The organism is Mycoplasma sp. 1199 (assembly GCF_034863365.1).
Classification (GTDB): domain Bacteria; phylum Bacillota_I; class Bacilli_A; order Mycoplasmatales; family Metamycoplasmataceae; genus Mycoplasmopsis.
Genome location: NZ_JAYFFA010000004.1, coordinates 57,931 through 72,459 on the forward strand (window position 1 = coordinate 57,931; position 14,529 = coordinate 72,459).

General features: G+C 29.0%; 16 protein-coding genes. 13 read left to right on the plus strand and 3 right to left on the minus strand.

Going from position 1 to position 14,529, the window contains the following annotated elements; translation table 4 throughout:
* Nucleotide 1 precedes the first annotated feature (1 nt).
* From VBM89_RS02750 to rpmA, 4 genes are all read left to right on the plus strand, one after another.
* Complete coding sequence (locus tag VBM89_RS02750) at nucleotides 2-1,384, plus strand: YitT family protein (protein ID WP_323188722.1); 1,383 nt, start codon at nucleotides 2-4, stop codon at nucleotides 1,382-1,384.
* A gap of 54 nt (nucleotides 1,385-1,438) precedes the next feature.
* Nucleotides 1,439-1,681 (plus strand): hypothetical protein, encoded by a 243-nt coding sequence (locus VBM89_RS02755; RefSeq protein ID WP_323188723.1) that lies wholly within the window; start codon nucleotides 1,439-1,441, stop codon nucleotides 1,679-1,681.
* 203 nt (nucleotides 1,682-1,884) lie between these two features.
* Nucleotides 1,885-2,184: a 50S ribosomal protein L21 gene (rplU, locus tag VBM89_RS02760; RefSeq protein WP_257089080.1), complete on the plus strand. Its 300-nt coding sequence runs from the start codon at nucleotides 1,885-1,887 to the stop codon at nucleotides 2,182-2,184.
* A 7-nt stretch (nucleotides 2,185-2,191) separates the two neighbouring features.
* A complete protein-coding gene (gene rpmA, locus VBM89_RS02765; RefSeq protein ID WP_257089078.1) occupies nucleotides 2,192-2,452 on the plus strand; it encodes a 50S ribosomal protein L27 in 261 nt (86 codons plus the stop codon).
* Between the two features lie 55 nt (nucleotides 2,453-2,507).
* Here the strand turns inward: rpmA and VBM89_RS02770 are convergent, their stop codons facing one another.
* Nucleotides 2,508-3,233: a DNA-processing protein DprA gene (locus tag VBM89_RS02770; RefSeq protein WP_323188724.1), complete on the minus strand. Its 726-nt coding sequence runs from the start codon at nucleotides 3,231-3,233 to the stop codon at nucleotides 2,508-2,510.
* A gap of 168 nt (nucleotides 3,234-3,401) precedes the next feature.
* Between VBM89_RS02770 and VBM89_RS02775 the strand changes: the two genes are divergently transcribed.
* The 3 genes from VBM89_RS02775 to VBM89_RS02785 are packed head-to-tail and all read left to right on the plus strand — an operon-like array spanning nucleotide 3,402 to nucleotide 7,722.
* Nucleotides 3,402-4,439: a 2-hydroxyacid dehydrogenase gene (locus tag VBM89_RS02775; protein ID WP_323188725.1), complete on the plus strand. Its 1,038-nt coding sequence runs from the start codon at nucleotides 3,402-3,404 to the stop codon at nucleotides 4,437-4,439.
* The gene (locus tag VBM89_RS02780; protein ID WP_323188726.1) at nucleotides 4,417-5,517 is read left to right on the plus strand and encodes an aquaporin; all 1,101 of its coding nucleotides are present in this window, start codon (nucleotides 4,417-4,419) and stop codon (nucleotides 5,515-5,517) included. Before VBM89_RS02775 ends, VBM89_RS02780 begins: the two co-directional genes overlap by 23 nt.
* 57 nt (nucleotides 5,518-5,574) lie before the next feature.
* Nucleotides 5,575-7,722, plus strand: coding sequence for a Tex-like N-terminal domain-containing protein (locus tag VBM89_RS02785; protein ID WP_323188727.1), 2,148 nt, complete (start codon nucleotides 5,575-5,577; stop codon nucleotides 7,720-7,722).
* Nucleotides 7,723-7,757: 35 nt separating this feature from the next.
* Here VBM89_RS02785 and VBM89_RS02790 read toward each other — a convergent pair whose 3' ends face one another.
* Together VBM89_RS02790 and VBM89_RS02795 are read right to left on the minus strand one after the other, a co-directional pair.
* On the minus strand, nucleotides 7,758-8,447 hold the full coding sequence (locus VBM89_RS02790) for a ribonuclease HIII (protein ID WP_323188728.1): 690 nt from the start codon (nucleotides 8,445-8,447) through the stop codon (nucleotides 7,758-7,760).
* Nucleotides 8,447-9,355, minus strand: a complete 909-nt coding sequence (locus VBM89_RS02795; RefSeq protein ID WP_257089066.1) for a Cof-type HAD-IIB family hydrolase — start codon at nucleotides 9,353-9,355, stop codon at nucleotides 8,447-8,449. Before VBM89_RS02795 ends, VBM89_RS02790 begins: the two co-directional genes overlap by 1 nt.
* A 311-nt stretch (nucleotides 9,356-9,666) precedes the next feature.
* Here VBM89_RS02795 and pyrH point away from each other — a divergent pair, with 311 nt between their 5' ends.
* The 6 genes from pyrH to VBM89_RS02825 all read left to right on the plus strand — a co-directional run.
* Nucleotides 9,667-10,386 (plus strand): UMP kinase, encoded by a 720-nt coding sequence (gene pyrH, locus VBM89_RS02800; protein ID WP_323188729.1) that lies wholly within the window; start codon nucleotides 9,667-9,669, stop codon nucleotides 10,384-10,386.
* Nucleotides 10,386-10,937, plus strand: coding sequence for a ribosome recycling factor (frr, locus tag VBM89_RS02805; RefSeq protein ID WP_257089062.1), 552 nt, complete (start codon nucleotides 10,386-10,388; stop codon nucleotides 10,935-10,937). The genes pyrH and frr overlap by 1 nt, the downstream gene beginning before the upstream one ends.
* A 54-nt stretch (nucleotides 10,938-10,991) precedes the next feature.
* On the plus strand, nucleotides 10,992-12,359 hold the full coding sequence (gene mnmE / locus VBM89_RS02810) for a tRNA uridine-5-carboxymethylaminomethyl(34) synthesis GTPase MnmE (RefSeq protein WP_323188730.1): 1,368 nt from the start codon (nucleotides 10,992-10,994) through the stop codon (nucleotides 12,357-12,359).
* Between the two features lies 1 nt (nucleotide 12,360).
* Nucleotides 12,361-13,164 (plus strand): TatD family hydrolase, encoded by an 804-nt coding sequence (locus VBM89_RS02815; protein ID WP_323188731.1) that lies wholly within the window; start codon nucleotides 12,361-12,363, stop codon nucleotides 13,162-13,164.
* Entirely contained in the window at nucleotides 13,164-13,943 is a 780-nt protein-coding gene (gene rsmA, locus VBM89_RS02820; RefSeq protein WP_323188732.1) for a 16S rRNA (adenine(1518)-N(6)/adenine(1519)-N(6))-dimethyltransferase RsmA, read from the plus strand. The genes VBM89_RS02815 and rsmA overlap by 1 nt, the downstream gene beginning before the upstream one ends.
* Before the next feature lie 161 nt (nucleotides 13,944-14,104).
* Nucleotides 14,105-14,529: hypothetical protein (locus VBM89_RS02825; RefSeq protein WP_323188733.1), on the plus strand; the 425-nt coding region annotated here is incomplete at its 3' end.

Below are 14,529 nucleotides of genomic sequence, written 5' to 3' on the forward strand. Positions count from 1 at the left end.
CATGAAGAATAAAGATAATTTTGCAAATGAAAATTGCAATAAAACTACTACACCAAAATCATCTTGAATTACTAATTATTTCAAATTTAAGTCAAAGAAAATTGACCTTATTAATAAAGCTTCAATGAATCTGGATGCTAATAATTCGGCAGTGATAATCAACCCTGCTGAGATTCAAAAAGAAGAAGAAAAATTAAAATACAAGATGGCGAAGTATTTAAATAATTCAAAACAAAGTAAGCTTACATTTAAGACTTTTTGGGTTAAATATTGATTAAAACTAGTGCTTACTTTTGTATCAGCATTAATTTTTAACTTTGGAATTCATATCTTTTTATCAAAAGCAGACACAATTCCTTCTGGAATTACAGGAATTCCTACTATTTTGCAATATTTATTTCCTGTTTTAAGAAACTATTTTGCTTTAATTTATTTTGCATGTAATTTACCTTTATTCATTATATTTTGAAGAAAAGTCAAGTTTAGTTTTATAGGATTAACTTTATTCTTTATGCTTTGTTTACAATTAACAAACTTTATTTTCACAGAAGAGCATGTTCATTCATTCTTGTTTGAGAAAATCAATTTAGTTCCTATTGACTATGATAATTACAATGTATCAATTAAAGATACTAAAGCAATTGTTGAAGTTGCTTCAACACCAGGGCAAGCTAATTTAAAAGAATTAATTGATTTTAAATTAAATCCAAGTGCATTTAGTGCTGAGAAAGCTGCAGAATTTGAAAAATACGCTCAATATTCAATTGAACAATTAACACAATTAGCTTGATATTCAGACGGAATCAGCTGAGGTGTTTTACTTTATGGATGTCTTGGAGCAGTATTTATTGGTACAGGAATAGCTATTTCGTGAAAAGTTGGTGGTTCAACTGGTGGAACAGATATTATTGCTTACTACTTCTCAACAAAACATAAGAAAAGTGTTAGTTCAATTCTTGTTATTGTCGGTTTCGTAACAGCAGTTACATTTGTACTTATTTACGGATTTGTTCGTCCAAATCAAAATGGTGAGTTATTCGGAATGAGAGAACTTTCAACATTCTTATACTTAATAGTTACTAACTTAGTTGTTGGTATGTTATATCCTAAATATAAGAAAGTAAACTTAACAATTATTTCATCAAATCCTGAAAGAATTATTGCTTACTTCAAACTTATTAATTACTGACACAGTTACAGAATCGAACGTTTCAAATCAGGTTACACAGGTAAAACTGCAATTAAAATTGAAACTACAATTCTTCTTCTAGAAGAGAAAAACTTAATTGCTGATTTAAAAATAATCGATCCTACTGTTTGAGTTTCTTGCTCAAAAGTAGCTAAAGTTTCTGGTAATTTCAATACAAACTATGTAGAACAGTAAAAAAACTGTTCTTTTTTGATCATTTTTTACTATATAAGTGAAAGGAGGTTAACTATGAAACTTAATGATCTAAAACCAATAGAAAAAGAAAAGTATTCGCAAATTCAACCTGGTTTTTCGTTTGCGGCTTTAGTTCCGTTAATTCCATCGATAGTTCAAAGCGCAATATCTATTCTTGGTTTATTTAAGTCATTTACATCAAATTCAGGTTCAGTTAAAGGTAAAGATCAAGAATTCAAGTGAGATAATACTGTTAAGAAAACTTCTAATGTAATTGAAAATTACTTATTATTTTAAAAAAATCACTATTCATAATTTTTCAATTCAAAGTCAAGATTTCATTGAAAAAATTTGTATAACTTCTATATTTTTAGACTAAAAAAACTTACTAATTTTACTTTATTGCTATATAATAAGCATGTTACATTTGTAACCGTACTAAAGAGGTTCATCAAGTGCAAAAGCCACCTCAAAGACGAGCCACATTTTGGAGGTATTGCATGTTTGCAATTATCGAATCAGGTGGAAAACAACTTTTAGTTAAAGAAGGTCAAACAATCTTCGTTGAAAAACTTGAAGGTCAAGAAAACTCAGAAGTTAAATTTGACAAAGTTTTATTAGTTAACGATAAAGTAGGAAGACCTTACTTATCTAATGCTGTAGTTTACGGAACAATCGAAAAACAAGGGAAAGCAAAGAAAATTGTTGTATATCGTCACAATGCAAAGTCTACTCACAAAAGAAAATTAGGACACCGTCAACCTTACACACGTGTTAAAATTACAAAAATCGAAGGGTAATTAGAATATGGCACACACGAAAGCCGGTGGTTCTACCCGTAACGGTCGTGATTCTCATAGTAAGCGTTTAGGTGCTAAATTAGGTGATGGACAATTTGCAACAGCAGGATCAATCATTTACCGTCAAAGAGGAACAAAAATTTTCCCAGGACAAAATGTTGGTCGTGGTGGAGACGATACATTATTCTCAAAAATCGATGGATACGTAAAATACGAAAGCAGAAGAAACAGAAAGTATGTTTCTGTATATCCTGAAAGACAAAACTAATTTTAATTTATATAGTAAAACGTGCCACAGCAATTATGTGACACGTTTTTTATTTCTAAATTTCAGTAACAGAAGTAATTAAAGTAGCTCCGGACTTAATAAGCTGATTATTCAAATCACCAAAATCATCACTAGGGAAACATTTTATATCCTTACCAATATCAGCAAAGTAATTTACTAACTGTATTGCTTTTGAGTCTCCTTTTAACGAGAATGAAATAAATTGTTTGCTTAATAAAGAACTTAATAAATTTGCTTGTTTAAAATATTCTCTTCTAGGATGACAATTTAAGGGATACTGAGATATATAAAGTTCATTTTGTTTTAAGGTTTGTTTTAAAATCTCATCATTAAAACCTTCTTTTAGAATGTGAATAATTGAACCGTTGTGATTTCTATAAAAATCAACAATAGATTTTTCACTTTCTTTATAGTCATTGGTAATTAACACATGAGAATTAACCATATTTTCAAGCTGTTTTTCAGAATTAAAACTATCTAGCAGGTTTCTTTCATCAACTAGATAAACTTTATTTTTGTTTTTAAGTAGCGTAGTGTTTCCGTACACATAAAGCACATAAGGTGGATATTTGATAATGTTTAAATTCAAAGGATATTCTTCATCTAAAATGGTGATAAACTTTATTTTCCTTTTCACATACTCTTTTACTCATTGTGTTAATAGATTCATATCGATTTTAGGAATGCTTTTAAGATTTTTATAAATTATGTAGTTATTTCCCTTGTGTAAGTTAGATAAATAAAATAATATTAAGTTCATTTTCTCCTCCTATTTACAATAGTAAATTTAGCTGAAAATGAACTATTTTTATACCTAGCACACTATTAGTTTAGTTTAAATAAAAAGCCTTTGTTTTAGTATAAATTTAATATAATTACTTTAAAAATTATTAGGTTTATTTTTATTCATTTTTATCTAGGAGAAAATATGAGAATTGCATTTTTCGATTCTAAAGATTACGATATTAAATACTTTGAAAAATATAATGATGGAAGACACGAAATTACTTTTTTTAAAGAAAACTTAAACTTAGATACAGTTAAGTTAGCTAAAGGTTACGATGCTGTATGTGGGTTTGTTAATACTTATGGTGACAAAGTAATTTTAGAAGTCTTAGCAAAAATGGGTGTAAAAGTTTGATTGCAAAGATCAATGGGATACAACAAAATTGATGTTGCTAAAGCTAACGAGTTAGGAATTCACGTTTACAGAATTTTTAACTACTCAGCTGAAAGTATTGGTGAATTTGCTTTTGCAGGATTATTAGCACTTAACAGAAATCTTTTAATCGCTAATAAAAGAGTTAAAGATTACAACTTCTCATTAAATGGACTTGATGGACTTTGTGTTGGAAACTCAACAATTGGGGTTGTTGGTTCAGGAAAAATTGGACAAACATTTATTAAAATTGCTAAAGCAACAGGTGCTAGAGTTTTAGTATTTGATGCATTTGCTCAAGATAACTTCCCTCAATTAGCTGAACAATTCGGATTTGAATGAGCTTCATTTTCAGAAATCTTACAAAACTCAGACTTTATTTCAATCCACTGTCCTTTATTACCTTCAACAAGATACTTATTCGATAAAGCTGCTATTGATATGCTTAAACCGGGAGCAATCATTATCAACACAGCCAGAGGAGAAATTATTGAATTACAAGCAATGATCGATGGGCTTAAATCAGGTAAAGTTCGTGGATTTGCAACTGACGTTTTAGAAAGAGAAGAAGGAAGATTTTACGAAGACATTTCTTCAAGAATTAAAGAACTTAAAGAACAAGATCCTCAATGAGCAGAATTAATTGAAATGGACAACGTTTTAGTAACATCACACCAAGCATTCTTAACAGATTTAGCTTTAACTCAAATAGCTAAAACAACATTAGAAAATGCAGACGCTGCGCAAGCAGGAGATTACTCGAAAGCATTAGTTTTATTAGAGAATGGAAAAATACAAAATGGTTAATACACAGGAATTATTGATTAAGAAAAATAGCTTTTTCAAAGATTTATTTAGCTTCTTTAAATTAAAAGCGTCAGAAAGACAAAATGCTGAGAAACCAGCTGATTTAAAAACTTGAATCATCCACGGTTTATCAGAATTTATCGGAACAATCTTTTTATCACTTGCATTAGCAGGTTTATCAATTTACACATCTTCAGGTAAAGTTGCCGAAGAATATATGTTACATAAAATCATTGTTGGATTTTATGCAGGATTTATTGCTGTTGGGGTAGTGTTATTCATCTTCTTACGTTGAAGTTGTGACCTTAACCCAGCTGTAACTATTTATCGTTATATAAATGGTAGAAATAATGGTTACTATGCTTTATATAAAATTGCAATTCAATTCTTAGGAGCATTTGCTGCTGCAGGATTTATCTATTTATTTGGATACTTATCAGTAGGGAAAGATCATTTACCTAATGCCCCAATTACTGCAATTGGAGCTTACAAAGCTTCTTTTGTTGCAGAATTAGAAAAAGGTTCAAATCCATCAGCAAACCACGTTTTAGCAAGTGGAACAGCGTGAATTTTCTTTGTTGAGTTAGTTATGACAGCTATCTTATTATTCCCAATTTTTTCACCAAACGTTAACAATAAATACCGTGATTTAATGATTATGTTCATCATTTCATTATCAGTATGAATGGGAATTTTAGGTGCGACAGCAGCTATTAACCCAGCTAGAGGATTAGCTCAACAATTACCTGCATTCTTTACATCAGAAACTCATGTTGGTAAACATTTAGAAGCACAAATTACTGGAATAGCACCTGATTTTGGGTTCGATACTTCAGTAACATTGGATCAATTAAAAAATTCAAAAAATTCATTTGCATTTGATTCATTAGTTTACGCAACATTTGCTATGTTATTAGGAGATTTATTAGCTCCAGTATTCTATGCATTTATTCAAGGATTCACACAAAGAGTTGTAAACCCATTTGTTGTTAAAGTTATTGCATTTAAAAACTTTAGAGCAGACTCAATGACAACACCAGAAAAAGAAGCAAATAAATCAAACGATAATAAACAATAATAATCTTAAGAATCACTTCTTAAAGTGATTCTTTTGTTTCTAATAGGAAAGGATAATATGAAAAATAACGAATTAGCCTTGGAGTTAGCTTCAAAAGAATTAAACATTCCTACAAATCAAGTTCAAACAGTTTTAGAAATGTTATCTAATGGAGATACAGTTCCATTCATTTCACGTTATAGAAAACAACAAACTGGTGGACTTAATGAAGAACAAATCTATCAAATTGAATCTATTTACAAATACAAAGAAGAGCTTTTAGATAGACAACAAGCAATTATTAAAATTCTAAGTGAAAAGAATTTACTTACAGACAAGCTTAAGGAACAAATCTTAAATACAACTGTCAAAAGCGAATTAGAGTCAATTTATGAACCATTCAAGGTCGGTAAAATCACAAAAGCAACAAAAGCCATTGAACTCGGTTTAGAGCCACTTGCAAAGAGAATTTTTGAGAATAAAAGTCCTCAATTTGATGTCGCAAGAGAAGCTAAAAAATATTTAACAGAACAAGTGCCTACAGTTGAATTTGCTATTGAGCAAGCTAATTTCATTATCGCACAGTGAATTTCACAGAATGTAGAAATTAAAAATCAAATTAAAGAATCAATCTACAATTTTGGAAGAATTAAAACAACAAAGTCTAAAAAAGTTAATGATGAAAATGATGATTTAGTATTCTTAAATTACTATGATTTTTCAACACCTATTAAATACATTAAAAACCACAATGTATTAGCAATTAATAGAGGTGTTAAATTAGATAAACTTAAACTTGAATTTGAGTACAAACGCGAACCATTGGTTATTATCATTTTAAAAGCTATCGATAAAACAAGAAATAATAAAGACAATGTTATTGATGCGATTAATGATTCACTCAAAAGACTTATTTTACCTAGTGTAGAAAGAGAAATCTTTAGTGACTTATTTGAAATAGCTGAAAAAGCAAGTATTAATATATTTGCAAATTCAGTTGAAAAATTATTAACTGCTCCAGCAATTACAGGGCACAATATTTTAGCCATTGACCCTGCATATGTTAATGGATGTAAAATAGCTGCATTATCTGAAAATGGAGATGTTTTAGGTATTGCTAAAATTTACCCTAATAAACCACAAGAAAAAGTAGCAGAGGCAACTAAAGTAGTTTTAGATTTTATTAACAAATACAAAATTACTATTGTTGTTATTGGAAACGGAACAGCTTCAAGAGAAACTGAATTATTTATTTCTAATATTATTAAACAAAACAATTTAAAGGTTAAGTATGCTATCGTTTCTGAAGTTGGAGCTAGCGTATACTCAGCTTCACAAATTGCAATCGAAGAATTTCCTAACTTGAGTGTTGAAGAAAGAAGTGCGATTAATATTGGTAGAAAATTCTTAGACCCATTAAATGAATTAGTAAAAATTGATCCTAAATCAATTGGTGTCGGTCAATATCAACACGACTTAAATCAAAAAGAATTAGAACAATATTTAAACTTCAAAGTGCAAAAGGTAGTTAATGAGTTTGGAGTTGACTTAAACACTGCTACAAAGCATATTTTGATGTATATAGCAGGTTTAAGCAAGAAGATAGCTCAAAATATTATTGAATACAGAAATAGTAAAGAAAGTAAAAATTTCGAAAACAGAAATGAACTTCTTAAAGTTCCAGGGTTAGGTCCAAAAATTTTTGAACAGTCAGTAGGTTTTTTAAGAATATTCACTTCATCAAACTTTTTTGATAAAACAATAATTCACCCTGAATCATATAAATTAGCATCAAAAATTGTTGAAAAATTTAACTTAAAACCAAGCGAACAAGGTATAGATGTTTCTAACTTAAATGCACAATCTATTGCTGATGAGTTAAATTCAGATATTTATACAGTTGAATTGATACTTCAATCATTAGCGAGCCCTACTAAGAAAATTGTTGATAATAAATCAGGATTTATCTTAAAAGACAGTGTGTTAGATGTAAATGACTTAAAAGTCGGAGATACAATTCAAGGAACTGTTGAAAATATTACTGATTTTGGTATATTTGTTTATATCGGAATCAAGAAAAACTTATTTATTCACGTAAGTAATTTAAACTTAAATAGAAATGAATCAATCTTTGATAAGTATTATCCAGGTTTGGTGATTAACTCTGAAATCACTGAAATTGACTTACAAAGAAATCGTTTAAGTGGAAAAGTTTTAGAGAACTAAAAAATGAATAGACCAGTGTATAAGGTCTATTCATTTTATTTAATCTTAAAGTTAAGTTTTAAAACAGAGTTTAATGAGCTTTCACCATAAGTCTGTGTGAACTCGTGGATTTGAGCGACAACATGCTTGCTAGCACCAAGTAAGAAATTGAAATTTCAATTCTTACTTTGTTCTTCCATATATTGCAATAAATGGTATCTTCCAATAATTGAAGCACATGCAACTGATAAGTGAATGTCTTCAGCTTTATTAACTAGCAATGTTGGTAATTGTAACTCATTTAATTTAGCTCAGTTATTTTCAATAAAGAATTTTTGATGATATTTTAATATTGAATTAGTTGTTGAATATTTATCAATAATAATTGCAGTTGCTTGAATTTTGTATTTTTTAGCCAATGTACTCAATGCACTTGCGTGAGTGAAAAATTTAAGTTCATTAGCATTATAAGACTTGCTTAATTTGTTATATCCGGCTTGTGTAAGTGTGTAAACGGAATATTCAAGAAATTCCATTAATCTAGGAGCTAAAGATAAAATTTGTTTATCAGATAGTTTTTTAGAATCCTTTACACCTAATGAAGCAACAAATTGTTTAAGCTTATTTGGTAAATAAACTGCACAAGAAACAAGTGGTGTTCAGTAATCACCAACCCCTGTTTCATCAACCCCAATTACTTGCTCTAAATCAACACTAAGTTGTTTGATATCATCAATATATTTCATTATTCTTCCTCGATAGCTTGAATTTTTCTTTTACGTGCGTTTGATTTTTCTATCTCGGCTTGTGGATTGTCTAAGAATTTGTGAATGTATTCTCCAACTCCACCTTCTTTGTTTGTTTTAGAAATTCTAATTGATGCATATTTTTTAACGTCTTTTGAAGCATTAGCCATAGCTACTGAAATGTTTGCGATTTTAAACATAGGAACGTCGTTAAACCCATCTCCTAATGCAATTGTGTTTTCAACTTTAACGTCGTAGTATCTAATTAACATACTTAAAGCTTTACCTTTGTTAGCTGTAATGTTAGTCATGTCGAAAACAGGTGTTAAACCTTCTCCTTTTGATCAGTATGAGAATTCAGCTAAGTCGCCATATCTTGATTTAAGGTATTTTCTAAGTTCTTCAATGTTTGTTGTCTCTTTAACGTCAAAGATAATTCCTGTAGGCATTAAAGGGATTTTGTATAAGTCTAAACCGATACGTAATTTTGAACTTGTTTTAAATCCGAAAACTTTTTCAAGTTCTTCATCACGATGATCTAATTGAACTCAGTCTGGTCCTTCAATAGCAATGTTTGAAACTTCTTTTTTAACTTTAGGATCACCTAAAATGTATAATGCTTCGTTTAAGTTTAAATATTTAATGTAAGGGATGAATTCTTGATCATATGGATGGTGAATATGCGCTCCATTGTAGTTAGCAACGATTGTGTTAAGACCTAATGATTCATAAATGAATTTAGTACTTCTTCAAGGTCTTCCTGTAAGGATACATACAACGTGTCCTTCTTCTGTTGCTCTTTTAATTGCGCTAAGTGTTCTGTCGTGAATAACACCTGTTGCACTAGATTGAAGTGTTGTACCATCTAAGTCAATAGCAAATAAAAATTTTTCTTTTTCTGCTGCCATAATCTACCTCTTTCTTTAAATTATTTTTGGAAAATTTTATTCCTATGGCATAGGAATATTAATTGAAAATACAACATATTTGTAAAATATGTTTATAAATTATAAAGTATTTTTTAAAAAACGGTAATTTGTAAGAAAAATTGTGAAAAATTCCATAAAAAAGTGAAAAATTGCAGTTTTTATCCTTGAATTTAAAGATTTTGGAAAAAGTTAAAAAAAATAGACTGAAAAATCTTTTTTCTATATAATTAGTTTAAACATTATTATTTATATTAAATAATAAAAACTTAACTTGTTAAATAGAGGTAGTGATGATTAAGTATCAAAGAATTCTTTTAAAACTTTCTGGAGAAGGTTTTGCAAACAAAGAAAAACATTTAGCAATTGACTATGATTTAGTTCAGAAAATTGCATTACAACTTAAAGAAATTGTAGCTAAAGGTATACAAGTATCAGTAGTTATTGGTGGAGGAAACTTCTGAAGAGGTGCTTCTGCTGAAAAAAATGGAATTAACAGAAATAAAGCTGACTATATTGGAATGCTTGCTACAATTATGAATGCTATTGCCTTAGGTAGTGGTTTCGAGCGTGTTGGACTTAAAGCTAGAGTTCAAAGTTCATTAAACATTGATCAAAGAGTAGCTGAATATTACGTTAATGAAAAAACAATCAAATACTTAGAAGATGGTGAAGTTGTTATCTTTGCTGGAGGAACAGGTCGTCCATTCTTTACAACAGATACAGCGGCAACATTATATGCATCAGAAGTTGGTGCTCAAGTTATTTTAATGGGTAAAAATGGAACTGATGGAATTTATGATTCAGATCCTAAGAAAAATCCTGATGCAAAACATTATGATCACATCACTTATGATGAAATCTTAGAAAAGAAATTACAAGTTATGGACTTAACAGCCACAAGTATGGCTAGAGACAACAATATTAATTTAATTGTGTTTAACTTATTAGAAGAAAATTCAATTTTAAATGCACTTGAAGGAAAAATCAAACATACAGAGGTTACTAAATAATGGAATTAGATATTTATTTATTAGATTTTGCTGAAAAAGCAGAAAAAGCGCTTTCACATTACCGTTTTGAATTATCAAAAATTTCAACAGGTAGAGCTAACCCTCAATTGATCAAAGGTATTCGTGTCAATTACTATGACACACCTACACCACTTGAAGAATTATCAAACATTTCAGTTCCTGAGCCACAACAATTATTAATCAAACCTTACGATATTACATCAGTTAAGGAAATTAATAAAGCTCTTGAAAAAGCAAACTTAGGTGTTATGCCAATTGATGAAGGAAGTCAAATTAGATTAAACTTCCCTCCTCTTACAACTGAAAAACGTAAAGAAATGGTTAAATCATTATCTAAGTTAACTGAAAATGCTAAAGTAGGTGTTCGTAATGCTCGTCAAGAAGTTAATAAAGCTATCAAAGCTGATGAAGAGTTATCAGAAGACGAACAAAAAAGATACTTAGATGTTATTCAAAAAGAAGTTGATAAAGAAATTAGTAAAATCGACAAAATTACAAGTGAAAAACAAGAAGAATTAATGAATAAATAAATGTCAAACTAGCTTTTTAGCTAGTTTTATTGTATTTATAAGAAAGGAGACAATATGACTAATGATACAATTGCAGCAATCAGCTCAGGTTCTCATATAAATCAACCAATTTCAATTGTTCGTGTATGTGGTCCTGATGCAGTAAATGTTGTTTCTAAAGTTTTTAAAGGAAAAATTGGCGCAGATCACACAATTTCATATGGTTTCATTCACGATAATGGACAACTTATTGATGAAATTTTAGTTATGTCATTTGTTGGTAAAAAAGATGCAAATGGTAATGATGTATTCAATAACTATGTTGGCGAACCTTTAATCGAAATTAACTGTCACGGTGGAATTGTTGTTACAAACAAAGTTTTAAGTTTATTACTTGAAAATGGTGCTAGATTAGCTGAACGTGGTGAATTCACTAGAAGAGCTTTTTTAAATGGAAAAATGGACTTAATTAAAGCTGAAGCTATTCACGATTTAATTATGGCTCAAACTTCATCTCAAGCACTCGCGTCAGTTAATAAATTCAAGGGTAAAACTTCAGGTTTAATTGATGAGTTCTTAAATAAGATTGCTGTTTTAATCGGTCTTGCTGAAGTTAATATTGACTACCCTGAATACGATGATGTTGAACGTTTAGATTCAATTAATATGTCAGAGAAAATTTCTGTTTTAATCAGTGAGCTAGAAAAAATAGTGAAAATTTCAGAGGATTCTAGATATATTTTTGAAGGTGTTAAAGTTGCGTTTTTAGGAAAACCTAACGTTGGAAAAAGTAGTATTTTAAATGCACTTTTATCAGAAGATAAAGCAATTGTTACAGATATCGCAGGAACTACAAGAGATTTAGTTGAAGCCACCTACAAAATCAATGATATGTTATTTAAACTTGTTGATACTGCTGGTTTAAGAAACACTCAAGAAATTATTGAAAAAATTGGTATTCAAAAATCATTAGATCAAATTGAAAAAAGTGATCTTGTAGTTCACGTTGTATCTGCAAATGAATCTGAAGATGATTTTGATGAATTAATTGAGCAAAAATCAAAAGAGTTAGGTAAGTTCTATTTAAAAGTTATGAACAAAAAAGACTTGTTAAAGTCAGATAAGTCATTAGATGATAACGTTATTTATATTTCTGCTTTAAATAACGATATTGAAGCATTAGAACAAGGTTTAGTTTCGAACTTCCAGAATATCAACATTTTAGATGAGCGTATTTTTTCAAATACACGTCAACTTTCACTTATTAAGCAAGCTTTAAATTCGCTTAAGGATGCTAAAAATGCACTTGACAATTATGCAACTTTTGACATGATTATAATCGATTTATATGCAGCGTGAGATCAATTACAAAATATTAAAGGAAATGTAAACAGAGAAGACTTATTAGATGTTATGTTCAGCACTTTCTGTTTAGGTAAATAATATGAGTTCAAAGAAAAATAAATTTGTTGATGCGCATAATCATTTATCAATGACTGCTTACAAACATGAAGAAATTATCGATATGATTTGCGAGCAAGCTTATGCAAATAGACTTGAATTTATGATTGTTAATGGTGGTCACGCTGAAGAAAATAAAGAAGTTATCAAGTTAGCTAAAAAGTATCCTGATTTAATTAAACCTGTTATAGGAATTCATCCTGAAGATGGAATTGATGAGAATGATTATTTAAGATATAAAGATTTAATTGATGAGACTATTTTTGGAATTGGAGAAATTGGATTAGATTACTTCTATGAAGAAGGTGTTCCATCAAGAGAAAATCAAATTAAATCATTTAGAAATCAAATCAAATTAGCACAAGAATTAAACCTACCAATTGTTGTTCACATTAGAGACAAAATCGACCAATACCAAGCTTACCAAGATGTTTATGATATTTTAAAAGAGTTTCCTAACATCAAAGTTATGCTCCATACATTTGCCGGAAATATGGATTGAGCTAAGAAATTTTTAGAATTTAAAAATCTTTATTTTTCATTCAGCGGTGCTGTTACATATGGAACGACAAACCAAACTAGAGATATTATTGAGTTTTTACCACTTGAAAGAATTCTTACAGAAACTGACGCTCCATTCTTAAGAGTTCATCCATATACAGAACAAAAAAACGAACCAAATACAGTTTTATTTGTAGCTTACTACATAGCAGGAATCAAAAAAGTGGGCATGGATAAATTCACAGATAGAATTAATAAAAACTTAAGGAATTTATTTAATTTATAATGCAAAATAAAAAAGAAGTTTATGCAAAAAAGAAGTTTGGACAAAACTTCTTAAAAGATCAAAACATTTTACGTAAGATAATCAATGTATTTGATGTAAAAGAACAAAAAGTGTTGGAAATAGGCCCGGGTAGAGGTGCTTTAACTAATTATCTTTTAAATGCAGGAGCTTATGTAACTGCTTTTGAAATCGATACTGATATGGTTGATATTCTAAATAAAGAAATAAACAATCCTAATTTTAAACTTATTCATCAAGACTTCCTGGAAGCTGATATAACTAATTTTAAGGATACTTACATTATTGCTAATATTCCTTATTACATAACAACTGATATCCTATTTAAAATATTTGAAAACAAAGATAATTTTGAAGGTGTATTAGTAATGGTTCAAAAAGAAGTAGCGCAAAGAGTTTGTGCTAAACCTAATACAAAAGATTATTCAAAATTATCAGTTTCATCACAATTTTTAGCTGATTGTAAATTAGAATTTATTGTTCCTGCAAATGCTTTTTCACCTGCTCCAAAGGTGGATTCAGCTATTTTATCTTTGAGATTTAAAAATAATGTTTCATTAGATGAATGAAATTCAATTAAGGATTTCTTCAAATTATGCTTTGAGAACAGAAGAAAGAAACTTTCTTATTCATTACAAAATAAATATTCAAAAGATCATATTCTTAATATATTTGAACAATTAGGGTATGATGACAATTTAAGAATTCAACAATTATCAGTAGCGAAAATTGTTGAACTATTCAACATGTTAGAAAAGTAAGTGTAACCACTTGCTTTTTTCTAAATTATAAAAAGTAGAATATTATAAAAAATACTAATAGTATTGAAAATAAGGTATATAAAATTAAGGGGCGAATGTAAAAAAAAAAAAAAAGTATAATAAAAATATAGGACAAAAAACAAATCAGAAAGGACGTTTGTATGAAAAAGATTGAATTTAGATTTAGTGAACAAAATCCAATGAAATTGGTTTTGGTTGAAAATGCTAGTGCTGGTGATATTATTGATTTGTCAAGCTTAAGTAATACAGAATTATTCATTTTAAGTAGCAGCATAAACAATGAAAGAAATGATGATATCAGAAATCAAGTAAAAACAGAAATACTTGAAAATCTTACAAATTTACCTGAATATAAGGTTAATGTTCAAGGTGTGATTAATGATTATAATAAAAAGATTGCTGATCTAAAAACAGAACTTGAAGTCTCAAAAAGTGCAAAACAAGAGGAAATTGAAAAATTAGAATCATCATTTAAATTAGCTCACGAAATAGAAAAACAAAAGCAAGTTGATGCTTATAATGATTTAAAAAATCAGTTAAGTGAATTAAAGGCTTCAATGAATTC